Genomic DNA, 24,928 nt, shown 5'->3' with positions numbered 1-24,928 from the left:
TAGGTCTAACTATTTTTTATTCAGCTTCTTTAGCATCGCCTCAGCAACCACTGGGGGGAGGAAAGACGAAATATCACCATCGTGAAGTGCAACATCTTTGATTAATGAAGAAGAAACAAAGGATAAACTTTGTGATGGTAATAAAAATACAGTTTCTAGCTCAGGCACAAAGTGACGATTCATATTCGCTAATTGCCACTCATATTCGAAATCAGCCACAGAACGCACACCACGAATAAGAATGTTTGCGCCATTTTTTTGCGCAAAATTAGCCATAAGTTCAGAAAAGCCAACAACTTCAACATTATCAAGGTGAGAAGTTACTTCTTTAGCAAGGGCTACTCGCTCATCAAGGGAAAACATTGGGTTTTTTCGTTGGCTATTAGCGATAGCTAACAGGATATGGTCAAACATTGCTGCTGCTCGGGTAACAATATCAACATGCCCTGATGTTACTGGGTCGAACGTACCAGGGTAAATGGCTTTGTGTTTCATGGCAGTGGTATCTCATTGTTTGCTATTACTTATTCGATAAATGAGCATGAATAAGCGTTAATAAGCATTTACATTATCGACTATCTGGCGCTGTTGCAACTGTAGATGAGATTTTACTGCTATTTTTAGATGCATATTCTACACACTTTTATTTGAGCTTTATGATAAGATAGCGCCAATTTTGGTAAGTGAATCAGATCGAATGTTATTGCTGCGTTTATATCAGGTACTTCTTTATCTTATCCAGCCATTTATATGGGCGCGCCTATTGTTGCGTAGCCGTAAAGCACCAGCCTATCGTAAACGTTGGGGGGAGCGCTATGGCTTCTGTGCGGGTAAGGTAAGGCCTCAAGGTATTTTATTACATTCGGTTTCTGTGGGGGAAACGCTTGCCGCGGTTCCTCTTGTTCGAGCACTTCGCCATCATTATCCTTCATTGCCAATAACGGTCACGACGATGACGCCAACAGGTTCAGAACGCGTACTGTCTGCCTTTGGTGATGATGTTGACCACGTTTATTTACCTTATGATTTGCCAGGTTCAATGCGCCGGTTCCTCAAACAAGTCGATCCTAAGCTTGTGATTATCATGGAAACTGAGCTATGGCCTAATATGATCAATCAATTGTATAAACGTAAAATTCCACTTGTTATTGCGAATGCGAGACTATCCGAACGCTCCGCAGCTGGCTACCAAAAATTAGGTAGTTTTGTAAAGCGCATGTTGCGAAATGTCACCATGGTAGCAGCACAGCATCAAGAAGATGGTGAGCGTTTTGTCCGGCTTGGGTTAAGGCGGATGCAACTTAGTGTCACTGGAAGCCTCAAATTTGATATTTCTGTGACGCCAGAGTTAGCGGTTAGAGCCATTACCTTGCGTCGGCAATGGGCTGCTCATCGGCCTGTTTGGATTGCGACGAGCACCCATGAAGGTGAAGAAGCGATTGTGCTTGAGACACATCGAAAATTGCTAGCTCGTTTCCCTGATTTACTCTTAATTTTAGTTCCTCGGCACCCTGAACGTTTCGCGAAAGCACAAGAGCTTACCGAAAAAGCAGGATTGACCTTTATTCGACGTAGTGCCAATACGATCCCTACAGCGGATATACAAGTGGTTATTGGTGATACAATGGGCGAGCTAATGCTGCTTTATGGTATTGCCGATATCGCTTTTGTGGGGGGGAGCTTAGTGGAAACTGGCGGGCATAATCCCCTTGAAGCCGCAGCGCATGCTTTACCCGTTTTAATGGGGCCTCACACATTCAATTTCAAAGATATTTGTGGAAAGCTAACTCAAGCTGATGGGCTAATTACCGTAACGGATAGTGAATCTATGGTTCAAGCGGTGACGAGTTTACTTTCTGATGAAGATTATCGTCTATATTATGGCCGACATGCAGCTGAAGTTCTTCATGAAAACCAAGGTGCCTTACAACGATTATTGAAATTATTGCAACCTTATTTGCCGCCAAGAGAGCAATAACTATATTTAATGTCTCTTTTCGAATAGAAACTTGAACGTTAGAGCAATGAACCACGAATATTTCATGGTGCACCTTAGTATTGACCCTAAACTATAGTAGACTGCATCGTTTATTATGGAGTCATTCAGTTTGGTTTATATTTCCAAATAGAATGTTGGGATTTTTTTCTTATCTTTTAAGACCATATGCCAGCTATCAACCAATCAACATCAAATAAATTTATCTATTTATGGATTATCGGCTACGCAATCGCTTGGATACTTACGAGCTTTTACTTGGACCCAACAGTACCTTATGACACAGTAGAAGCAGTGAACTGGGGAATGAATGGGGAGTGGGGATCACCCAAAAACCCATGGTTTGTTGGCGTAATAATGTGGCCTGCAATTTACCTCGATATCTCCTATAGCTTTTATTGGTACTTTAGCCATTTCGTCGGTATTGCATTTGGTTTACTTGGGGTATGGAAGCTAGCTTTTCGTTTGACTGGGCGTCGTGATTTCGCTTGGTTTGCAATGCTAATGTTGAATTTATCTGGTGTCATTAATTTCGATATCATTCCTTATAATGATAACTATATTTTAGTGACATTATGGCCTTGGGTTATTTATTTCTTTTTACGTGCTGTTGATGATAACCCTGCATGGTGGTTACCATTTGCCTTATTTGCTGGTCTTGCAACTATGGGGAAATACTCAACCTTGGCGCTAGTTGGGTCTGTTTTCTTATTGAGCCTATTTGTAAAACAAGTTCGCCAAAGCTACCGCCATCCAGTTTTTTATCTCGCTATCGCTTTATGGTTTGCGCTGGTATTGCCCAATTTTTTCTGGTTGATGGCAACGGATTTTTCCGCGTTCAAATGGGTTGATTCGCAGATTGACCCCGGTTTTAATCTCCACACAACGCAAGCTGCACTGAGTGTTTTCTACCCATTAGTCATTGCTGCTATTATTGTTTATTGTAGCGGAGGAAAATTAGGTTGGCCGAAAGCGCTAGCAAATAGAATGGCTAATTTTGTGATTCTATTTCCACTTGTCGTGATTTATGGGTGGTTTTCTTTCCATGATGGCGGGCGCATTACAGAGTGGCTACAACCATTTATGGCCATTAGTGCACCTTTATTTGTCGGCTCCATCACTGTGATGCCTAAGAAACCGTTTAAGAAGTCGCTGGTAGGCTTTGCTATTTTTGGTGTTCTCGTTTTAGTCGGCTATATCACTGTTCAGGTTGTAAATATTCGTGGTGCAGGGCAAAAATTTATTGGTATAAAAACCTTAATAGCAGACGGGGAACAACGTTGGTACCAGCGTTATGGTTCGCCTGTTAAATATGTTGGCGGAGAAGACAATCAATATCAATGGTTTATTATCTATGGTAAAGATAGACCACATGTGATCCAGCCTTGGTCGATGGAAAAGCATATGCCGCCAAATGTGTACAACCGTGATATTACTGAAGCGGAAATTCGTCAACATGGAGCATTATTGCTGGGTAAAAAATACGATGATTGCGCCCATGAAAATTTTGCCAAGGTACGTAAGTTCTGGCCACAATTTACCATAGAAAAAGAAGATGTGATTTATCGTTCTGAACCAGATGCGGCACCGGAAGCCATGTGTTTTGGCTTTATTGCTCCCGGGCAGTAAAAATGAGAAAAAAATCGGCTAATCGTCGCTGATTTTTCTCATTATATAATTACGCTGGACAACTGCTGATAAACCTCATTAGCCTTGATACTCGCCATAGAATTTACCGTAGATTTAATGACGTGTTGGCCTTGCCCATATCCCCCAATCAACCCTGGGTCGGTAGGGCCAAACAAGGTAAAATTAGGTTTATCAAGGGCGGCGGTTAAATGACTAAGACCAGTATCAACAGAAACGACCGCTTTAGCATTAGCAATTTGCTGTGCAACTTCGGCTAAGGTGAGTTTAGGTAGAACCTCTACAAAATCAAACCCTTCTGCTAGGTGTTGAGCCCGCTGTTGTTCATGTGGTGCGCCCCACGGTAATTTAATTTTGATACCTGTGTTTGCCATTAATGAAATTAGCTGACGCCAGTTTTCTTCTGGCCAATGCTTATCATCACGCGTAGTTGAGTGCAAAAAGACAACATAAGGGCTTTGATGCCCTTCATCTGACTGCAAAAAGTGTTGAGCAATCGCATAATCACCCTGCTGGGTCGGGCAGGTATAGCCAAGGCTTTTGGCAAATAGCTGGCGAATGCGCTCAACAGCATGTTGTTGTTTATTAATGGAATAACGATGATCGTAGAAGAAACTGGCAAGGGGTTCACGGATACTATGGCGGTCGTATCCATGTTTATCGCCATGGGCTAAACGCGTTACCAAAAAAGCACTCTTGAGTAACCCTTGGGCGTCAATCACTGCATCATATTGCGTTGCTTGCAGTTTAGCGCGAAAAGCGGCACGTTCGGCTCTGATCGGAGCCGAAAACCAATTTTTTCGCCAACGACGTATAGCAACAGGAATGACTTGGTTAACAGCGTTGTGCCATGTGGGAATTTGTGAAAAACCTTCTTCAACAACCCAATCGAATTGGATATCGGCTATTACTTGTTGCGCATCGGTCAGCGCAGGTAATGAGTGTAAAACATCTCCCATTGAAGATGTTTTGACTAATAATACTCTCATCATTCAATACCTATATTTAGCCGAGCTAACGCATCGATAACTAATTGGGGTTGGATATCAATCAAACTTTGGTGATAACCACTTTCACCATCACCTTTGCGTACCTTGTGATATCCCGTAATTAAACGGATTACTTCTGCTTTATCTGACAAAGGTGGGGTGAAATCAGGGCTACTCGGGCCATATAAGGCAACAAGCGGTTTATCAAGTGCTGCTGCAACATGCATTAAACCCGAATCATTACTGACGACTGCATTGCAGGCATCGATTAGATTAACCGCTTGTTCCAACGATGTTTTTCCTGAAAAATTATGGCAATGCAATTTTGCCTCATCGGTTAATTCTAAACGGATTGCTTCGCCAGCTTCATGGTCTTTTTGTGAGCCAAATAAGAGAATTTGACAACCATTTTGGCTAATGAGCGACTGAGCAAGTGCGGCGTAATGATAGTGAGGCCAACGCTTTGCGGGGCCAAATTCTGCACCTGGACAAAAACCAATAATAGGGCGGGAACCATCAACACCAAAAGTTTGCAAGGTTTCAGTGACTTCTTGCGGCACAATCACCAGTTTAGGCGGTAAAATGGGTGTTGGAATATCAGAAGCGGATTGAATAGTTTGCTTATCATAAGCAAGAGCGACATATCGCTGCACCATTAAAGGAAAAGCATCTTTATTTAGCGGACGAATATCATTGAGTAGGCCATAGCGCATTTCTCCACGCCATCCCGTTCTTTTCGGGATTTTCGCAAAGAAAGGCACAAGTGCAGACTTCAAGGAATTTGGCAGCACAATAGCTTGCTCATAGCCATTTGCCCGCAAACTTTTACCTAATCGACGACGTTCACCAATTTCTAATGCACCATGTCCGAGAGGCATCGGAATGGCTTCGTTAACCTCGGGCATTTTAGCGAGTAAAGGACGGCACCACTGTGGTGCCATCACATCAATTTTCGCATGGGGATGTAAGGCCTTTATCGTGCGATAAAGGCTTTGTGACATCATCATATCCCCTACCCAAGAAGGGCCGATCACCAATATTTTCATAAATATTTTTTCAAAAATGAGCGTTACGCGTCTTTATTTAGCCATTGCATATATTCAGTGACACCTTCTGCAACCGTTTTAAACGGTGCAGTATAACCAGCAGCACGTAATTTGCTCAGATCAGCTTGGGTGAAGCTTTGGTAGCGACCTTTTAATTTCTCAGGGAATTCAATGTATTCGATAGATACATTTTTATCTTTGTGGAATTCAGTGACTGCATCAGCAACAGCTTGGAAAGACTCTGCACGGCCTGTACCACAGTTAAAAATACCAGACACTTTATTTTCCCAGAACCATAAGTTCACCGCAGCCACATCACCGACATAGATAAAATCACGGCGGAAGGTATCACTACCCTCAAATAGTTTTGGGTTTTGCCCTTCATTAATTTGTTTATTTAAATGATAAGCAACGCTTGCCATACCACCTTTATGGCCTTCATTTGGTCCATAGACGTTGAAATAGCGGAAGCCACAGACTTGTGAATTTGCTTCAGGTAAAATTTCGCGGACATATTGGTCAAATTGGAATTTCGAATAGCCATAGACATTTAATGGCTTTTCGAATTGGCGTTCTTCAATAAAGTTATCACTACGGCCACCGTAAGTTGCGGCTGAAGATGCGTATAAGAATGGAATTTCGCGGTCTAAGCAATAGTGTAATAACTCTTTAGAATACTGATAATTATTATCCATCATATACTTGCCATCCCATTCAGTGGTTGATGAGCAAGCGCCTTCGTGGAATACCGCATCGATTTCACCAAAGTCATCACCTGCGATAATGCTAACAATAAAATCCTCTTTGTCTGCGTAATCTGCAATATCAAGGTCAACAAGATTGGCAAATTTGGTGCCATCTTTCAGGTTATCAACCACTAGGATATCTGTGCGGCCGATAGCATTTAGGGCTTTAACGATATTACTGCCAATAAAACCAGCTCCACCAGTGACTATGATCATTGGGCATACCTCAAATAGGTTAAGAAAATAGAGTCGTAATTGGTGTCTATAATAACATCTCTTGGCGCAGACGGTAGCCTTGATAGAAGAGAATTGAGCTGACACCAAGATGAGAGCAAGGTAAATATCGTGATCTTGGCTACAAATTTGACTTATTTATGCTGTGAATATCGCTGCATATAGAGACTGTTATTAAACTCTATAAATTGCCACTATAAAGGAAGAAATCATGTCAGAAAGATTTTATCAGCAGATCAAAGAGCAATTGGTGCAAATTGAAGCCGATGGGTTATTCAAAAATGAACGTATTATTACGACATCACAAGATGCTGATATTGAAATAGTCGGTGGCCAGCGCGTTATTAATTTTTGTGCGAACAATTACCTTGGACTGGCAAACCATCCGGCATTGATTGAGGCAGCAAAACAAGGAATGGATAGTCATGGTTTTGGTATGGCATCAGTCAGGTTTATTTGTGGGACTCAAGATAGCCATAAGGTGCTAGAGGGCAAGATTGCTAACTTTCTCGGAATGGAAGATGCCATTCTTTACTCTTCTTGCTTTGATGCAAATGGCGGCTTGTTCGAAACGTTGTTAGGCCCTGAAGATGCAATTATTTCCGATGCATTAAATCATGCATCAATCATTGATGGCGTTAGGTTAAGTAAGGCTAAACGCTACCGTTACAGTAATAACGATATGGTTGAGTTAAAAGCATGTTTAGAGGAAGCGAAAACAGCTGGAGCCCGCCATATTTTAATTGCGACCGATGGTGTGTTCTCGATGGATGGTGTTATCGCAGACTTAACATCTATTTGTGATCTTGCGGACGAATACCAAGCCTTAGTGATGGTTGACGATTCTCATGCGGTGGGTTTTGTTGGGGAACATGGCCGCGGTAGCCATGAATACTGCAATGTCATGGGGCGTATTGATATTATTACAGGCACTTTAGGTAAGGCTCTTGGTGGTGCTTCTGGCGGTTATACTGCGGCAAGAAAAGACGTTGTTGAGTGGCTGCGTCAGCGCTCTCGTCCTTATTTGTTTTCGAACTCACTTGCTCCTGCGATTGTTGCCGCATCTATCAAAGTGATTGATATGATGAAAGAAGGCCATTCATTACGTGAAAAATTATGGCGTAATGCCGTGTTATTTAGAGAAAAAATGACAGAAGCAGGTTTCACCCTCGCTGGCGCTGACCATGCCATCATCCCTGTGATGTTAGGTGACGCCAAACTCGCCCAAATTTTTGCAAAAGAGCTACTTGATGAAGGTATCTATGTCACGGGCTTTTTCTATCCTGTTGTTCCACAAGGTCAGGCTCGTATTCGTACTCAAATGTCTGCTGCACATAGTGAGGAGGATATTTTACACGCTGTTGATGCATTCACCCGCATTGGTAAAAAACTAAATATAATCAAATAATAAGGTCATTTATGAAAGCACTGTCCAAACTGAAAGCAGAGCCTGGTATATGGATGACGGATGTTCCGAAACCGGAACTCGGGCACAATGATGTGATGATTAAAATTCGTAAAACTGCGATTTGTGGTACGGATGTACATATCTATAATTGGGATGAATGGTCGCAAAAAACGATCCCTGTTCCAATGGTTGTCGGTCATGAATATGTAGGGGAAATTGTTGCTATTGGGCAGGAAGTTAAGGGCTTTAAAATAGGTGACCGTGTTTCAGGAGAGGGCCATATTACCTGTGGCCACTGCCGTAATTGCCGTGGTGGCCGGACGCATCTTTGCCGTAATACCATTGGGGTTGGCGTCAACCGCGCGGGGTGTTTTGCCGAATATTTAGTGCTTCCTGCATTTAATGCTTTCAAAATACCCGATAACATTCCTGATGAAATAGCCGCAATTTTTGATCCATTTGGTAATGCTGTTCATACCGCACTTTCCTTTGATTTAGTGGGAGAGGATGTATTGGTTTCAGGGGCTGGCCCGATAGGTATTATGGCGGCCGCGGTATGTCGACATGTGGGAGCTCGCCATGTGGTTATCACGGACGTTAATGACTATCGATTGGACTTAGCGAAAAAAATGGGGGTTTCCCGAGCGGTGAATGTTAGTCGTGAAAACCTCAAAGATGTGATGAATGAACTCGGAATGAAAGAGGGGTTCGATGTCGCATTAGAGGTTTCTGGTGCCCCGCCCGCTTTCCAGACCATGTTAGACACCATGAACCACGGCGGTAGGATTGCTCTATTAGGTATCCCCCCCGCCTCGATGGTAACAGATTGGAGCCAAGTGATTTTCAAAGGGCTATTTATTAAAGGGATCTACGGTCGAGAGATGTTTGAAACATGGTACAAAATGGCGACATTGGTTCAATCTGGCTTGGACTTATCACTCATTATTACTCACCAATTTCCCATCGATGAATTCCAAAAAGGCTTTGATATCATGTGTTCAGGGCAATCAGGTAAAGTCATATTAAATTGGGATTAGCCACTTGGGTGGATTTAGCATATATAGGTTAATCCACCCATAATTAACTAAGAAGTAAGGGAAAACTTTCTTAGTTTTCCTGTTGTGCTTATTACTTTAATTTGGTCATTCTGTTGCTTTATTTCTTCAATAGATGGTGATAACTCGACACCTAACCAGTCACTAATAAAATAATAATTATTTTCCGATAGCCAAATATCATCCACTTCTCCTGTAGGGTGGTTTTTCCGAACGGACGGGCTATACCAAACAAACATTGGTATTTTAAATGCGTCAATACTTGCATTTGCCCCACCATGTTGATAAATAACCTTATTTTCTTTGGTCAGACGCTCTAAACCGTGGTCAGAAAAATACATCACGGAGGCATTTTCTTGCGCGAGAGAATCAAAAATTTCACCTAATAGGCTGTCTGTATAATGAATCGAATTATCATAAAAATCATCAGGGTGTTTATTATTGAAAATACTTTCAGTTTCAGGGTAACGATGTTCACAAGGAACATGGCTCCCATATAAATGCAAAACAATAAGTTTTTTCTCTTTACACTCTAGTGCTGCCATGTAGTTTTCTAATAAATTTTTATCGTAGCTGCCATTATCTAACCATTTTTTTTCATGACAATTCATGGCAATACCTGTAATTGCATTGCTGTAATTACCATATTGTCCTTGGTTACTGAACCAAAATGTCTTTAGCCCTAATTGATTGGCCACATGTACAATATTATCTGAATAATCATCAAATTTAAGGTGCTCAACATTCGCTTTACTTAAGGAAATCGGAACCGCTGTTGCAGTAACTGAACTAGGGCTATATGCATTATTGAAAATAAGCATATTTTCTTTTTGAAAATCACAGATGGGAGTCGTTGAACGGTGATATCCGTACAAGCTCATGTTATTAGGACGAGCAGACTCGCCGATTACAATAACAAATGTCTCGATATCATTTTGCTTGCTTTTAAAAGAGTAGTTTGGTTGGCGTGATGCCAAAGATCGTATTATTTTTCTATCGTGCAGAACCTCTAAAAAAGGTACAAGGTTGCTAATGGGGGTTTCTTCAATAAAGCGAAGAATAAAACTATCAACATTATTTTTTCGTTTATTATGAAGATAGGATTTTATATATAAAATAAGTAAATATAGAGCCAAAATAACGATAGGATAGAAATCATAAAAAGCAGGTAGTGGTGGAAAAAAGTTAATTATAATTATAGATAAGGCTACATAAACCATATACAGTATAATATATTTACGATAATGCAATATCATGCATTTTGCTTCATTCTTGTCTGTTTCTATGATACTTAGAGCGAATGCGTAATCTAACCGACTATGAAAGTTTCTACCATAGAACTGTGTTGCTATAAAATCTAAACATAAAATAGAGAGAATCGTAATACCAATGGTATTACGTAGTATAACATTCTCTATTTGAAAAATGGACAGGAAGATTAGTACGGTAAGAATAGTATGTATTATTGCCTTGTTATACTTAATTTGTTTGCTGATGGATTGATAATAAAATAGGGCAATAAAAAACAAGCAGAAATAGTAGTACATACTAAGAATACGCCTTTACAATATAGTGTATGTTACTTACGTATTATAACTTAGTTTGTTGTTATTGCCTAAATAAACTGTAGCAGGGTAATATCTGTTTCAAATGCTCTAAATATGATTTATTTCTGTTGGGTTTATTTTATATATTGGCGTAAAGTCTCGTCATTATAGATTTTTTCTACGACAAACATCATTAAATCAATTCCTTGAAGTTTCGTATTTGATATTTCAAACTCACATTCACCCAGTTTTTCGGGTATAAGGTCATCTTTTTTAGGTTCGATAGCCGCCTCCGATGAGTGTTGTGGTTGTTCCTCTTTTTTAGCAGAATGTTCCACTTTAGATGACTCGGTTGCCTTTTGCGCCTCTTCAGATAACATTCTTAATGATGTCGCTGGCTGCTTTGTTACTGTCTGAGGGGATAATAGTGAGCTTATAGCAACTAACTCAATATCACTAGGAAGCTGCGGAAGGTATCTTTGTAAGGCTCGCACGGTGGATGGATGTGGATGGCCAATCGCGACTGCGCTACCATGTTTACGTGCATAGGCCACGGCTTTATTTAATTGAGTACGAGTTTCTTCTTCTGATTGGTGGTTATCGATAAAAATATTACGGCGTAAAGTCGCAACACCATATTCGTTGGCTGCATTACCTGCCTGTGTATTCCCAATTGTGACGCTATCAAGAAAAAAGAGATTTGATTGTGACAGGCTGCGCATCACGTTTTGCATACCGGATAAGCTTGATGTCATCTCACTTCCCATATGGTTATTCATGCCTTTTGCATAAGGAACTCGGTTGATTGCATTTTTAATAATGCGGTCAATTTCCTCAGCACTCATTGAAGGCGCTAATGTATCTTTTTCTAGAGGCTGCTTGCTCAATGGTTTCATTGGCATATGAATAAGAATATCACGCCCTTGTTGATGAGCTTTTTCTGCTACTTCACGACCATGAGGTGAATTGGGCAAAATAGCAATGGAGACCGCCGCCGGTAATGCCAAGATTTGGTTATCTTCTTTGGACCGATAACCAAAGTCATCAATAACGATGGCCAGTTTTGCAGCACTAACCGGTAGGCACATCATTAACAATGACAAACCAATGAGTGACCTAGAGGTAACATGCTTCAACATAGCTTTATCCTAATCGTTTGCTGTTAAAATTTATTTGGTTAGCGTCCTAACCAAGGGCGAGGGTTGACGGTTTTCCCTTGCCGACGAATTTCAAAATACAGTGAAGGGCGCTCTTGGCCTCCGCTGCTACCCACTAAAGCGATAGGTTGTCCCGCACGCACTTCTTGACCTACATTGACCAATGCACTTTGGTTGTAGCCGTAAAGGCTCATATCCCCTTTACCATGTTCGACCACCACGACTAACCCATAGCCTTGTAGCCAGTCTGCGAGTAGTACTCGACCATCCGCAATTGCTTTAACTTGTGTGCCTTCATTTGCTGCGATAACCATACCTTTCCAACGTAACTCACTAGAGATGACATCGCCATAGTTATGAAGCAATGAACCGCGAACTGGCCAAATAGCTTGGCCAGCTGGGCGCCCTAAACCACCTGTACGTGACATAAGTGAACGCTCACTTTCTGACGGTTTGTATGTGGCACCTTTTTGTTTTGCTTGGCGTTCTTTCTCTGCAACTTGAGCTCTAACTCGTGCTGCTTCTCGGGCTTCACGTTCTGCTCTGGCTTTGGCCTCACGTTCTGCACGCGCTATTTTGTCACGTAATCGGGCTTCGTTCTGTTTTAAAACAGCAAGGTTTTTTTGGTCTTCTTTTAAGGTGCTTTCAAGGGCTCTCAAGGTTTTTTGCCTTGATGCTTGGGCATTATCCAGTTTACGCTTTTCTTGCTGTTGGCGAGCGAGCGTGTTTTTTTGCTCAGAGAGTTTTTTCTGCTCTAACTGTTTTTGCTGTTGTAGTTCTTTGGTAGTTTCTTCCAGTGCAGCAATGTTTTTTTCACGAGCCTGATTTAAGTAACTGTAATAGGCTAAAATACGCTCTTCACGTTGGCCTTCTTCCCCTTTAAACATTAGCGTAAGCCCTTGATGTTTACCTAATCTAAAGGCGGCATCTAGTTGGTCAGCTAATAATTTCTCTTGCTGTTGTTTTTTGCTTTGCAGCTGTTTTATATTGCTATTTAATGAGGTGATTTCTTTATCTAGCTGTTTTAACTGGTTTTGAGTTTCATGCAAGCTGCGTCCCGCACTAGAGATACTTTGCTCTTGTTGCTTAAGTTGCTCAAGGAGAGCAGAGCGCTTTGCTTGCTGTTCTTTAACGCTTTTTTCTTTTTCTGCAATACTTTTTAATAAATCGTGTAGCTGCCCTTTATTTTCGGTGATCTGATTGGCGTGCACGGTTTGTGTCGGGATGAAGGCGAGTAGCCCTAAGCCAAATATAGCGCTAATAGCCTGACGAAGAAATGACTCTTTCATTCGATGATGTATATTGGCCATTGTGATAGATCACCTCAATTAAATACAATAACTGATTATTTCATCTGCAAGTGCGGGTTTCCAGCACTGTCTAACAAATAGTATTGAAAACATTTATAAATTCGGACTTTTGCCCCGTAGTGGAAGCTAATTAAGTCAAATTATATAGTTTTATTATCACTGATTTATTTTGTATAGCTAGTATTCCGTGGTTTTTTATTACATAAGTGCCTATTTAATTCATGGCTTAGACCTGATTAGCACGTTTATGATAAAATATATGCGTACAGCTTCGAGATAAAAAAATTTTTTTCTGTAAAACGGTATGAATTTTGCGTGTTTCACCGTAAAAAAAACACCGTAGTTTGTGCGAATTGGCTGTAATTAGCTCAACACACAGGTATACTCTGAACCCTTTGATATTCGTTTTTAACTAACGGGAGTGATTGCCCCCCATGATCCAAGAAATCATGCAATTTGTAAGCCGGAACATGTTATTGAGTCTGGTTTGGGTAGCGTTATTAGTAGCCGTGGTCGTGATGACCTTTAAAGGCCTTTTCTCGAAAACAAAAGTGATCGCTCGTTCACAAGCGATTACACTGATTAATAAGGAAGAGGCAGTAATTGTGGATTTACGTTCTCGTGATGATTTCCGCAAAGGGCATATTATTGATTCTATTAATTTAACGCCATCTGAAATTAAAGATAATAATTTAGGTGAGTTAGAAAAACATAAACAGAAACCCGTTATTATTGTTTCTGCTAATGGTATGGAATCAGGAAAGCCTGCTGAACAATTAGTGCAACACGGTTTTGAAAAAGTCTTTGTCCTGAAAGAAGGGATTGCTGGATGGGCAGGTGAGAACCTTCCGCTAGCTCGTGGTAAGAAATAGTTATCCGTCATGTAATTAGGCAAAAATGACTTGTTGATTCAATGCATAAGCCGTTTTTGCAATGTTTCCTCTGTTATTCAAACTATGGCAGGGAAATACATGGTAAATTCATATGGAAGTTAAAAGGTAATAAATTATGTCAGAACAAAACAACTCAGAAATGGTATTTCAAATTCAACGTATTTACGCAAAAGACGTTTCATTTGAAGCACCTAATGCACCACATATTTTTCAACAAGAGTGGCAGCCAGAAATTAAATTAGATTTAGATACATCTTCAAGCCAGCTGTCAGAGGGTGTTTATGAGGTTGTTTTACGTGTCACTACTACGGCAACGTTAGGTGAAGAAACGGCATTCCTGTGCGAAGTTCAACAAGCAGGCGTTTTCTCTATTGAAGGTATCGATGGGACACAAATGGCGCATTGCTTAGGCGCTTACTGCCCGAACATTCTGTTCCCATATGCGCGTGAAGCGATTACTAGCTTAGTGGGTCGTGGTACATTCCCTCAATTGAATTTAGCGCCAGTTAACTTTGATGCGCTGTTTATGAACTATTTACAACAGCAACAAGGTGAACAAGCGCAGAACTCAGAGGTTCAACAGGACGCTTAATGAATACTGCTTCAATGACAGTGATCGGTGCCGGCTCTTACGGCACCGCTTTAGCTATTACGCTTGCACGTAATGCACATCATGTTGTGTTATGGGGACATGACCCAAAGCACATTCATCAATTAGAACAAGATCGCAGTAATCAGGCTTTTTTGCCTGGCGTTTCTTTCCCTGATAGTTTATCACTTGAAACGGACTTAAAACGTGCCGTCGAGGCGAGCCCAAATATCTTGATTGTCGTGCCTAGCCATGTTTTTGGCGACGTACTCAAACAAATCCAACCTTATTTACGAGCAGATTCGCGCATTATTTGGGCGACTAAAGGCTTAGAAAGGGATACTGGCCGTTTGTTGCAAGAAGTGGCCCGTGAGGTATTAGGCAATGAAATTCCTCTGGCGGTTCTGTCTGGGCCGACCTTTGCGAAAGAGCTAGCGGCAGGAATGCCAACGGCCATTTCGGTGGCGGCGAGTGATAGTCAGTTTGGTGATGATCTCCAGCAACTATTTCATTGTGGTAAAAGTTTCCGAGTGTATAAAAATCCGGATATGGTTGGAGTGCAGCTCGGTGGTGCAGTGAAAAACGTCATTGCTATCGGTGCAGGGATTTCTGATGGCATGGGGTTTGGTGCGAATGCGCGTACCGCTTTGATTACTCGTGGTCTTGCAGAAATGAGCCGCTTAGGTGTTGCGCTTGGAGCAGATCCTTCTACCTTTATGGGGATGGCAGGGTTGGGTGATTTGGTTTTAACCTGTACTGATAACCAGTCTCGTAATCGCCGCTTTGGTATGATGTTGGGCGATGGTATTTCTGTAGAAGATGCAGAAAAAGAGATTGGCCAAGTGGTTGAAGGTTACCGTAATACTAAAGAAGTTCGCGCACTTGCTGAACGTGCAGGTGTTGAAATGCCAATCACTGAGCAAATTTATCAAATCCTCTATCGCCATAAAAATGTGTTGGAGGCGGCGCAAGCGCTATTAGGCCGAGCGACGAAAGATGAAATTGCGGATATGCCAAAGCTGCATGATTAATAAAAATTAGCCTAATTAAGTTACATCATAGGGTAAATATAAAAATAGATAGGTGAGTCATTATGTCGCGTGAAGAATTAGATAGAATTTGGGGATTCATTAAGGATGAAGCGAAGTCACTTGCTGACTGCGAACCCTTACTAGCTAGTTTTTTTAACGCGACATTATTGAAGCATGATAACTTGGGTAGCGCACTGAGTTATATGTTAGCTAATAAACTTAGCTCGCCTATTATGCCAGCTCTCGAAGTACGTGAAATCGTTGAAGAAGCGTATCGTAATGATGAGGGTATGATTTTCTCCGCGGCAATGGATTTGTCCGCTGTTCGTTTGCGTGACCCTGCCGTTGATAAATATTCCACTCCCTTACTGTACTTGAAAGGGTTTCATGCACTGCAAGCCTACCGCATAGGGAACTGGCTGTGGAAAGAAGGCCGCCAAGCGCTAGCGGTTTACTTGCAAAACCAAATCTCTGTTTCATTCGGTGTCGATATTCACCCTGCCGCGCGTATTGGTTGTGGCATCATGCTTGACCATGCCACCGGGATAGTGATTGGGGAAACGGCGATTGTCGAGAATGATGTGTCTATCCTACAATCTGTCACACTGGGGGGGACAGGGAAAACCTGTGGCGATCGCCATCCCAAAGTTCGACAAGGGGTGATGATTGGTGCAGGAGCAAAGATTTTAGGAAATATTGAAATCGGTCGCGGTGCAAAAATTGGCGCAGGCTCGGTGGTGCTTCATCCAGTCCCTCCTCATACCACGGTTGCAGGGGTGCCTGCGAAGATTGTTGGTAAACCAAGTAGCGAAATGCCATCTTTAGAAATGGATCAAAACTTTAATGGTAACGTTGATGGGTTCGAAGGTGGCGATGGGATTTGAGCTTATTGCTATAGTTAGTAGTAATAGCGGCAAGCAACAATAGTTAAATTTGTATCATCTACTGAATAGATAAGTCTATTTGCTTCATCTATTCTACGAGACCAGAAGCCAACTAAATTCTCTTTTAGTGGCTCTGGCTTTCCTATTCCATAAAATGGTGCTCTTTTAGTATCTTCGATAAGCTTATTAATACGTTTGAGTGTTTTTTTGTTTTGGGTTTGCCAGTATAGGTAGTCTTCCCATGCTTGATACTCCATGTGTTACCGCCGCAAACCTTATTCAAACACTATCATGGAAAGATAGAAATATGAAGTTTGGGGTAATAGCAGATGAGGGGGATACTTGATGATGTACTCGCGAGGTTGATCCCATTAATTGGTGGAGAACATTTTTTATTGATTAAAACTAAAGGAACTCAAATTGAGCTCCTTTTATAGTCTAGTCCTTTAGCAGCGCCCCTGCATACCCCAGCTGCCGCCATGCCTCAAACACCACGACAGCGACCGAGTTTGATAAATTCATGCTACGACTATCGGCCAACATTGGAATACGAATTTTCTGTTCCATTGGCATGTTATCGAGCACATAAGGTGGTAAGCCGCGAGTTTCAGGGCCAAACATCAAATAATCATTTTGTTGGTAGCTAACATTACTGTGACTTGGCTTCCCTTTGGTGGTTAAGGCAAATACGCGAGCCCCACTTTCCGATTGATTGTTATCAGGGTTTAGCCCTTCACTTTTTAGAAATGCGAAGTAATCATGGTGATGTTTGATATCGGCAAACTCACTGTAGTCCAACCCTGCCCGGCGCAAGCGTTTATCATCCCATGTAAAGCCAAGAGGGTGAATTAGGTGCAAGCTAAAGCCGGTATTTGCACAAAGGCGGATAATGTTGCCTGTATTTGGTGGTATTTCTGGTTCGAATAGGACGATGTGTGGCATATACTTATCATTATATTATATTGGATTACAAGCGAAAAATTTTTCTATTAAACACCCTTAAGGCAGAGGTTATTAATTTATCTTTAATTAAGATTAAAACTGTAAAATATGATATGGCGCCTATTATGATTTTAAATGCTAGGTTAATCCAAAGACTTTCAAATGAAAACTGCATAATTAAAAAACACATAATGGAGGATGAAAAAATATAGTTCTTAGCTGCATTTAATTGACTTAAAGCGCCAAAACCGAAAAATTTTCTAGGATAGTAGGCATTAATGAAATATGAAATTATTGCGGTCACTAGAATTGAAATTGCTACAGCATTTATACCATAAGGAATAGATATAAATAACGATATCATAGCTATAGGAAATTTTAACAGTTCTACCTTTAAAAATAAGTCAGAACGACCAATAGCATTAAGAATATTCATATTTATGATCGTAATTGGGGTTGTGATTCTAGCAAGACATAATATTTGTATTATAGGTACTACTGTAAGCCACTCTTTCCCAAGAAATAGTTGTACTACTTCTTGGGAAATTGCAAAAAAACCGATAAATATAGGAAATGATATAAACATAGTCATTGACAGTAGTTGTTTATATAAATTAAAGAGTAACTCTTCTTTTTCTTTTAATGATGTTAGTATTGGGTATGTGACTTTTTGTAAAGTAGAGGATATAAATTGTGCTAAAAAATTTGTTAAATTAGTTGACTGGGAAAAAAAACCAACATTACTAGCATTGAAGTATCGACCAATTAGTACTATATGTAAATTGTTAACAAGGGTTGATATAAATCCAGCAAACATAAGGTTAATACTGAATTTAGATAGTTGTTTAAAAGATTTTTTACTGAAAGATAGAGCTGGAACCCAATGAGCAAAAAACCAAATTATTGTACTGGAGAAAAAAGAACGAAGCAAAATTAAATATACAAAGGACCAATATCCATATCCAATAAATAGGAAATATATTGCGATAATAGAACTGAATATAGTAGAGATAGTACTTGAAATTGCTAGTTTTTTAAAATCAACTCGTATTATTAATTTGGCACGAGATACGATAGAGAATGAGTTAATGATAATAACTAAAAATAGTACTCTTGATATGTTTATAAGTTCTGGCTTTTTATAAAAAGCAGATATCCATGGAGCAGAGAAAAATAAAATAAAATATAATAGAATACCTAGAGTGATGCTTATATAGAATGCTGTGGAAAAGTCAGCTTCTGTTGCTTGGTGGCTTCGCTGAACAAGTGCTTGAGAAAACCCGTTATTAATAACTATTTCTGATAATAGCATGAAAATTGTAAGCATCCCTATCAATCCAAAGGATTCAGGACCGATTACTTTTGCAATGAATAGGGTGACTACTAGATAACCTATTTGAGTGACTAACTTATCGATAGCACTCCAAGTTATTCCAGAAAAAAGTTGTTTCTTAGTATCTGTATCCACTTTCAAATCTCATATGTATATTATTACATATATCTCAATAAATATAATAATATGTTGAAGGTAAATCTCAATTATTTATATTTCATTAATTGCCAACGCCAAACGTCATCTGCCATATCTTGGATTGAATATTTTGCTGTCCAACCTAAATCACGAGCAGCTTTTGCTGGCGTCGACCAGTATTCAGCAATATCACCGGGACGGCGTGCTGAAATCGTGTAAGGAATAGGTTTGCCGACTGCTTTCTCAAATGCAGCAACCACTTCTAAAACGCTGGTACCTGTCCCTGTTCCTAGGTTATAGATATGTAGCCCTGCTTTCTGGCTGACTTTATTTAATGCAGCAATGTGGCCATCAGCCAAATCCATCACATGGATATAGTCGCGTACACCCGTACCATCTTTCGTCGGGTAATCTCCACCGAATACCGTCAACTCTTTGCGGTGACCAACTGCGACCTGTGCGATAAATGGCGTCAGGTTGTTTGGGATACCGTTTGGGTCTTCCCCCATCAAACCGGAATTATGAGCACCTACAGGGTTAAAATAGCGAAGCAATGAAATAGACCACTCGTTATCTGCGATATTTAAGTCAGTCAGAATACGTTCAACCATATATTTACTGGTGCCATAGGGGCTATTCGTATTACCGACCGAAGCCTCTTCCGTTAATGGAATGTGCTCAGGTTCCCCATATACGGTAGCAGAAGAACTAAAAATCAGGCTTTTGACACCCGTTTTTTTCATACTTTCCACTAACACTAATGTCCCATTGACGTTAACATCATAATATTCAATTGGCTTCTGTACTGATTCACCAACGGCTTTTAGCCCTGCAAAGTGGATCACCGAATGAATATCATGATTGGCAAAAATGTTATCTAATATAGCGTTGTCACGGACATCACCTTGGTAAAAGGTCGGTTTTGTGCCAGTGATTGCCTCAATACGGTTTAGTACTTCAAGGTTCGCATTATGCAGGTTATCTAAAATAATCGGCTGCATTCCTTGCTGGATCATTTGCACACAGGTATGGCTACCAATGTAGCCAAGACCGCCTGTGATTAGGACTTGATGGCTATGCACTAAAAAATATCCCTAAACTTAATATTCGTAGTGGTAGTTATAATCGTCAGATCTTGCATCGATACCATTTAAGATTACACCGGTAATCTCGATATCATTTTGCTTAAAGCGTTTTAGTGATAAATCGACATCTTTAACCGTATTCACCCCGTAGAACGCAATTAGTAATGAAGTACCCACATACTTACCAATAATCGCCGAGTCAGTGATGGCTAAAATTGGAGCGGTATCAATCACCACGATATCGTATTGGTTTTTCACTTTATCCAGCAATTGCTTAAAGCGCTCACCCATGAGTAATTCAGAAGAGTGAGTAACGTTTTTACCACGGCAAATCACATCGAGGTTTTCAATCACATTGGCATGAATAGTGGGTGATTCAAGGCTTGATTGTGATAAATATTCAGATAAGCCCACTTTATTGTTTAACCCAAAGGCTTTGTGCAAACGGCCCTTACGTAAGTCGGTATCGATTAATAACACTTTCTTACCTGCATTAGCCAGTACCACCGCCATATTGGAGGTAACAAAGCTTTTCCCTACACCGGGCGATGCACTGGTCACCATTACCAGATTGTTACCTTGGTTCATTACCGAAAAATACACACTGGTACGTAACGAACGGATGGCTTCAACGGCAGTATCTGCGGGGTTTTCTATGGCTAATGGGCTCTTATTACCTGCCTCAATCAGTTTTTTCTCGTGAGTAGAGAAAGGAATAGTGGCGTAGACGTTGACACCTAGCGCATCGATATCTTCCGTGCTTTTAATTTTATTATTGAAGAACTCGCGGGCAATCACATACGCGCAGCCAACGATAAAGCCAAGGATTGTAGCAAGCACAACAATCAGGGATTTTTTCGGAGCAACCGCATTGGGTTGGGACTCTGCTGAGTCAATAATACGCACATCTGCAGTAATGCCAGAGTTCAATACACTGAGTTCTTGCTGCTTTGCGACTAATTGAGTATAAATAGCTTGTTCAGATTCCACGTCACGAGTTAGGCGAACAATTTCTTGCTGGGTATTGGGTAGCTTTTGAATATTTTTGCTGATTTTTTCTTTTTCACGTAATAACTGTTGGCGTTTATCTAATAGAGACTGATAAGCGGGGTGGTTACGGGTATATAGCTGCTGAATTTCCACTTCTTTAAAGGTTAACTCGTTGAGTTTTTCTTCTACTTGTAGTGCAGTATCTAAAGCGGCTTTAGCTTCTAACGATAAATCGATAGACTCATTCTTTTTACGAAACGCATTGAGTTGGTTTTCGTAGTTATCTAATTTCTTTTTGATGGTTGGTAGATAACCATCTAAGAACACTAATGTGTTATTAGTGACTTCTTTTTTACGTTCGGTATTTTGGTCAACATAGTTTTGGATAATGCTATTAAGGATTTTGACATTCTCAGCTTTATCTGCGCCTTTAATGGCTAAACTAATAATACCTGTCCCTTTGCCCACTTCTGCAATGGTTAGGGTATTACGCAAGTCTTCAATAGCAGAGTAACGGGCATTTTTTACTAGGGCAAACTCATCGCCTGCTTTAGCGGATGAACTCGCAATCAGTAAGTTAATTTCACCTTGCTTAAGGACTTCACCTACTTTTCCATCAAAAACCTGACCGTCAATATTCAGTGAGTAGGTATTCTCGCTGGTAAAAGTCAGCGTTGCGGGTTCACCCACTAAATGGTCGGGCAGTTGATATACAGTGATGTTTAAAGGTGCCGTTTCACCAAGTAGTTTACTGGCAAAGCCTGTTGGTGCAACGAGAGCATCCAGGTTTAAATCCGTCACTGTTTTACCCAGTACCATGCGAGATTTTATCACTTCAATCTCAGAGTCCACTTGGTTATTACTGTTCCCAAATGGCATGACATCACTCATTTGGTCCAGTAATGAAACCTGACCTAACTTATCATATTGCAATGTGGCATTGGCTTGGTAGATTGGCGTTGCCAGTAAGCTATAGGCGATGGCAATAGCTGCAAAAATAACAGTAAAAAACCCAATTTTAATGGTGTTGGATTTCAAAACTTTAAACAGGGCGAGCAGATCGATTTCATCTGAGGCAGGGGAGCTATTCTTTGTCGTGTTCATAATGGGTTAAATGTTAAGTCATCCAATAATTAAAATTAAATTTTGCCTTGCCAAGCAATTGCGGCTTTTTCCATCAACAGGTAAACATGCTCAAACATTTCATCACTACGTTTATGAGGGTCAGGGATTTCTGTTTTATTAATCCATTGCCCAAATAGCATCACTTTTCCACGTGTTTCAGGAAATTGTTGGTGGATTTTAGCAATATGTTCGTTTTCCATCACTAGGATTAAGTCTGCTTTATTGCATAATTCGCTGGTTAATCGACGTGATTGATGGTTTTCGAGGGAAAGGTTGTGCTGCTTGGCAATCCGGATGGCACTGTCATAAGCAGGAAGATCATTTTTTGCAATAATCCCTGCGGAGTCGACTTTTCTTGTGGGGAAATACTGTTGCAATAAGCGCTCTCCGGTAGGAGAGCGGCAAATATTTCCCATACAAACAACTAGGATATTATTAAACATTGTTATTACCAATCACGAATACGTTTGGTGCCTTCCGTTAACTGGTTATAAGAGGCAATGGTTGGTAATAGTTGGGTGATCAGACGGTTCCAACGTACGACAGGGGCGGCGGTCACATAGACTAAGTCATAAGGCTGCAGTTTAAATTCTGTTCCCATTACAAGTGAAGTGGCATCCGATAAGTCTAGCTGATACACCGCTGCCATTTTTTTCGGCAGTAGTGCTTCGAGTTCTTTATCTTCCGCTGGCTGATTTTTAACTGGGCGGATAACAAATACGCCGGTGGCATTCGCCGTGGTTTGGTCGATACCACTCGCTTTACTTAGTGCTTCAGTGATGCTCATACCCGCACGGTCAATAGTCAACGTAGTTGGTTGACCGACTTCACCCATCACAAAGACTTTTTGTGAGTCATTGCGCGGAACATATAGGACATCACCCGGCACCATAAGGTAGTTTTGGGTTAAATCCCCATATTGCACTAAATCCTGCAAAGACACTTTGATTTCTTTGCCATTGCGGGTGAGTACCACATTATCCCAATCCGCATTTTCCGTTAAGCCACCCGCATTATTAAAAGCTTCTAAAATAGTCAGAGGTACGTTAGTAATCGGTAGTGTACCCGGTTTTGCGACTTCACCTGATACATACATTTTTTGTGAACGGAATGCCGCAATACTGACATCCACTTGTGGGGACTCAATATAGGTGGCTAAGCGGTTACTGATCAGAGTACGGATTTCAGTGACCGTTTTGCCAATCACTTTCACTTTACCAATATAGGGATAGTAGATAGTGCCATCGGAGTGTACCCAGTTACCCGAGTCCTGTGCACTACGGTATGAACCCGCAGGGATTGTCAGTTCAGGGTGATCCCAGACAGTGATGGTTAATACATCACCAGCACCCACACGGTATTCATAGTTAGTCAGCTGTTTTTCTAACTGTGGATTCGGTTTGGCAATGGTGGGTGCGGTATACATATCATCTAATAGTTTGGGTGATATTGGGTAGATATCAACCAGTTTAGTAATATCACGGTCGCCCGTGTCAACGACATTTTTCCCTGAAGTTGACATATAGGCTCCGGGGGTGATGGTGCAGCCCGTTAATGCAATTAACATAAGTACAGTAATGGAAAGACGCTTCATAAACACACTCTATCCCTATAGCAATATATGGTTAAGGCCTGAGCCAATTTATTTAAATTCGTGTTGTACTGTATTGGCGATACCCTTTTCCAGCGTGACTGGTGGTGTAAATGAGGTATTGGCAATATTGTTTGATTTAAACTGTGTTCTTGCGCAGAATTTTTTTACCCTAATACTGCTTACTGGAAATTCTTTACCTGTCACTTTGGAAAGAATATCAAAACAGTAACCACCTAATATCCCAATTGGGTAAGGAATGCGGATATTTGATTTTGGTTTATCTAATGCGCCACAAATAACCGTTGTCAGCTCATTCATGGTGAAATCAGGTTTATCAATATAATTAAAAACATGTTTCCCGGTTGTAAATGTGGTCGTAAAATGGATAAATGCTGCTACATTTTCAACATAAGCCATCGACTTTTGGTTATTCCCTGCCCCGATCATTAAGAAACGACCGGAAGCAATTTGGCGGAATAAATTATAAACATTACCACGATTATTTTCACCAAAAACAACAGTTGGGCGAATTGTGACTAAAATATTATCTACAGACTTGGCTTGCCATGCATCATAGACATACTCAGCTTCGAGCTTTGATTTACCATAGTCATTAAACGGATGGTATTCACCGTCTTCGCCAGTTTCTTTTTCAACAAAGCCATAAACAGCAACAGAAGACGTAAATACAATATGTTTAATACCAAGCTGCTCAGCCACATCACAGACATTTTTAGCACCATCAACATTCACTTCATAGTAAAGGCTAATTGGGTGCACGTTATCTTTATGTTCAGCAGATAAGTTGATAATAACATTACTGTTTTTTAATGGTTCAATAAGGGTTTCGGGTTTGGTTACATCGCCAAATTCCCATTTTTCAGGGTGAGCGGCACTTTTTTGAATATCAACAATTTTGAAGTCAATATTTTGCGATTTTAACTGATTAGAGAGACGGGTACCGATAAAGCCGGAACCTCCGATAATTGTTAGCATAGTTAATCCTAAGTTCTATTTTCTGATTATGCCTTTAATGGCATAACCAATAAAATATTTAGTTGATTTGTAAGCGCTTAATGAACCAGTAAAGCTTTACTCAACCTCACTGATTTCTACGTTCCATGGCATGAGATCCGACACATCATCTTTCGGACTTCGTTTTGGTAACTCGGTAAACAGGTGTTGGAAG

The 24,928-nt window shown here is 40.7% G+C and carries 23 protein-coding genes; 8 read left to right on the top strand and 15 right to left on the bottom strand.

Features of this window, described 5'->3' with window-relative positions; translation table 11 throughout:
* Window positions 1-9: 9 nt before the first annotated feature.
* Entirely contained in the window at window positions 10-495 is a 486-nt protein-coding gene (gene coaD / locus ACLPIE_RS13500) for a pantetheine-phosphate adenylyltransferase (protein ID WP_430262320.1), read from the bottom strand.
* Window positions 496-697: 202 nt separating this feature from the next.
* Between coaD and waaA the strand changes: the two genes are divergently transcribed.
* Together waaA and ACLPIE_RS13490 are read left to right on the top strand one after the other, a co-directional pair.
* Window positions 698-1,978 carry a lipid IV(A) 3-deoxy-D-manno-octulosonic acid transferase gene (gene waaA, locus ACLPIE_RS13495; protein ID WP_430262319.1) on the top strand — a complete coding sequence of 427 codons (1,281 nt, stop codon included), beginning with the start codon at window positions 698-700 and terminating at the stop codon, window positions 1,976-1,978.
* Between the two features lie 186 nt (window positions 1,979-2,164).
* Complete coding sequence (locus tag ACLPIE_RS13490) at window positions 2,165-3,625, top strand: glycosyltransferase family 39 protein (RefSeq protein WP_430262318.1); 1,461 nt, start codon at window positions 2,165-2,167, stop codon at window positions 3,623-3,625.
* A gap of 41 nt (window positions 3,626-3,666) precedes the next feature.
* Here the strand turns inward: ACLPIE_RS13490 and rfaC are convergent, their stop codons facing one another.
* The 3 genes from rfaC to rfaD are packed head-to-tail and all read right to left on the bottom strand — an operon-like array spanning window position 3,667 to window position 6,640.
* Window positions 3,667-4,632, bottom strand: a complete 966-nt coding sequence (gene rfaC, locus ACLPIE_RS13485; protein ID WP_430262404.1) for a lipopolysaccharide heptosyltransferase RfaC — start codon at window positions 4,630-4,632, stop codon at window positions 3,667-3,669.
* Window positions 4,632-5,678: an ADP-heptose--LPS heptosyltransferase RfaF gene (gene rfaF, locus ACLPIE_RS13480; RefSeq protein ID WP_430262317.1), complete on the bottom strand. Its 1,047-nt coding sequence runs from the start codon at window positions 5,676-5,678 to the stop codon at window positions 4,632-4,634. Before rfaF ends, rfaC begins: the two co-directional genes overlap by 1 nt.
* Before the next feature lie 23 nt (window positions 5,679-5,701).
* Entirely contained in the window at window positions 5,702-6,640 is a 939-nt protein-coding gene (gene rfaD, locus ACLPIE_RS13475) for an ADP-glyceromanno-heptose 6-epimerase (protein WP_430262316.1), read from the bottom strand.
* 229 nt (window positions 6,641-6,869) lie between these two features.
* Between rfaD and ACLPIE_RS13470 the strand changes: the two genes are divergently transcribed.
* Both ACLPIE_RS13470 and tdh read left to right on the top strand, forming a co-directional pair.
* On the top strand, window positions 6,870-8,066 hold the full coding sequence (locus tag ACLPIE_RS13470) for a glycine C-acetyltransferase (protein WP_430262315.1): 1,197 nt from the start codon (window positions 6,870-6,872) through the stop codon (window positions 8,064-8,066).
* 11 nt (window positions 8,067-8,077) lie between these two features.
* Window positions 8,078-9,103: an L-threonine 3-dehydrogenase gene (tdh, locus tag ACLPIE_RS13465; protein ID WP_430262314.1), complete on the top strand. Its 1,026-nt coding sequence runs from the start codon at window positions 8,078-8,080 to the stop codon at window positions 9,101-9,103.
* A gap of 47 nt (window positions 9,104-9,150) precedes the next feature.
* Here the strand turns inward: tdh and ACLPIE_RS13460 are convergent, their stop codons facing one another.
* From ACLPIE_RS13460 to envC, 3 genes are all read right to left on the bottom strand, one after another.
* The gene (locus tag ACLPIE_RS13460; RefSeq protein WP_430262313.1) at window positions 9,151-10,668 is read right to left on the bottom strand and encodes a phosphoethanolamine transferase; all 1,518 of its coding nucleotides are present in this window, start codon (window positions 10,666-10,668) and stop codon (window positions 9,151-9,153) included.
* 134 nt (window positions 10,669-10,802) lie between these two features.
* A complete protein-coding gene (locus ACLPIE_RS13455) occupies window positions 10,803-11,807 on the bottom strand; it encodes a divergent polysaccharide deacetylase family protein (protein WP_430262312.1) in 1,005 nt (334 codons plus the stop codon).
* 38 nt (window positions 11,808-11,845) lie between these two features.
* Window positions 11,846-13,135: a murein hydrolase activator EnvC gene (gene envC, locus ACLPIE_RS13450; protein ID WP_430262311.1), complete on the bottom strand. Its 1,290-nt coding sequence runs from the start codon at window positions 13,133-13,135 to the stop codon at window positions 11,846-11,848.
* Between the two features lie 434 nt (window positions 13,136-13,569).
* On the opposite strand from envC, the gene ACLPIE_RS13445 reads away from it, so the two are divergent.
* The 4 genes from ACLPIE_RS13445 (at window position 13,570) to cysE (ending at window position 16,532) form a co-directional block, all read left to right on the top strand.
* Complete coding sequence (locus tag ACLPIE_RS13445; protein ID WP_430262310.1) at window positions 13,570-14,007, top strand: rhodanese-like domain-containing protein; 438 nt, start codon at window positions 13,570-13,572, stop codon at window positions 14,005-14,007.
* A gap of 136 nt (window positions 14,008-14,143) precedes the next feature.
* Complete coding sequence (secB, locus tag ACLPIE_RS13440; protein ID WP_430262309.1) at window positions 14,144-14,620, top strand: protein-export chaperone SecB; 477 nt, start codon at window positions 14,144-14,146, stop codon at window positions 14,618-14,620.
* The gene (gpsA, locus tag ACLPIE_RS13435; protein ID WP_430262308.1) at window positions 14,620-15,648 is read left to right on the top strand and encodes an NAD(P)H-dependent glycerol-3-phosphate dehydrogenase; all 1,029 of its coding nucleotides are present in this window, start codon (window positions 14,620-14,622) and stop codon (window positions 15,646-15,648) included. Before secB ends, gpsA begins: the two co-directional genes overlap by 1 nt.
* Before the next feature lie 62 nt (window positions 15,649-15,710).
* Complete coding sequence (gene cysE / locus ACLPIE_RS13430; RefSeq protein ID WP_430262307.1) at window positions 15,711-16,532, top strand: serine O-acetyltransferase; 822 nt, start codon at window positions 15,711-15,713, stop codon at window positions 16,530-16,532.
* A 14-nt stretch (window positions 16,533-16,546) separates the two neighbouring features.
* Here cysE and ACLPIE_RS13425 read toward each other — a convergent pair whose 3' ends face one another.
* The 8 genes from ACLPIE_RS13425 to ACLPIE_RS13390 all read right to left on the bottom strand — a co-directional run bounded on the left by ACLPIE_RS13425 (window position 16,547) and on the right by ACLPIE_RS13390 (window position 24,735).
* Entirely contained in the window at window positions 16,547-16,789 is a 243-nt protein-coding gene (locus ACLPIE_RS13425; protein ID WP_430262306.1) for a Txe/YoeB family addiction module toxin, read from the bottom strand.
* Window positions 16,790-16,970: 181 nt separating this feature from the next.
* Window positions 16,971-17,474, bottom strand: coding sequence for a tRNA (uridine(34)/cytosine(34)/5-carboxymethylaminomethyluridine(34)-2'-O)-methyltransferase TrmL (gene trmL / locus ACLPIE_RS13420; RefSeq protein WP_430262305.1), 504 nt, complete (start codon window positions 17,472-17,474; stop codon window positions 16,971-16,973).
* 25 nt (window positions 17,475-17,499) lie between these two features.
* Entirely contained in the window at window positions 17,500-18,942 is a 1,443-nt protein-coding gene (locus ACLPIE_RS13415) for a lipopolysaccharide biosynthesis protein (RefSeq protein ID WP_430262304.1), read from the bottom strand.
* A 71-nt stretch (window positions 18,943-19,013) separates the two neighbouring features.
* Window positions 19,014-20,027, bottom strand: a complete 1,014-nt coding sequence (galE, locus tag ACLPIE_RS13410; protein ID WP_430262303.1) for a UDP-glucose 4-epimerase GalE — start codon at window positions 20,025-20,027, stop codon at window positions 19,014-19,016.
* An 18-nt stretch (window positions 20,028-20,045) separates the two neighbouring features.
* On the bottom strand, window positions 20,046-22,124 hold the full coding sequence (locus ACLPIE_RS13405) for a polysaccharide biosynthesis tyrosine autokinase (protein WP_430262302.1): 2,079 nt from the start codon (window positions 22,122-22,124) through the stop codon (window positions 20,046-20,048).
* A gap of 35 nt (window positions 22,125-22,159) precedes the next feature.
* A complete protein-coding gene (locus tag ACLPIE_RS13400) occupies window positions 22,160-22,588 on the bottom strand; it encodes an arsenate reductase/protein-tyrosine-phosphatase family protein (RefSeq protein WP_430262301.1) in 429 nt (142 codons plus the stop codon).
* A gap of 5 nt (window positions 22,589-22,593) precedes the next feature.
* A complete protein-coding gene (locus ACLPIE_RS13395) occupies window positions 22,594-23,739 on the bottom strand; it encodes a polysaccharide export protein (RefSeq protein WP_430262403.1) in 1,146 nt (381 codons plus the stop codon).
* Between the two features lie 48 nt (window positions 23,740-23,787).
* Complete coding sequence (locus ACLPIE_RS13390) at window positions 23,788-24,735, bottom strand: NAD-dependent epimerase/dehydratase family protein (protein ID WP_430262300.1); 948 nt, start codon at window positions 24,733-24,735, stop codon at window positions 23,788-23,790.
* Window positions 24,736-24,928: the final 193 nt, after the last annotated feature.

Source organism: Providencia sp. Me31A, from assembly GCF_050487165.1.
Classification (GTDB): domain Bacteria; phylum Pseudomonadota; class Gammaproteobacteria; order Enterobacterales; family Enterobacteriaceae; genus Providencia.
Note: the sequence above shows the minus strand (reverse complement) of the source record. Positions and strands in the feature narration are given on the sequence as shown.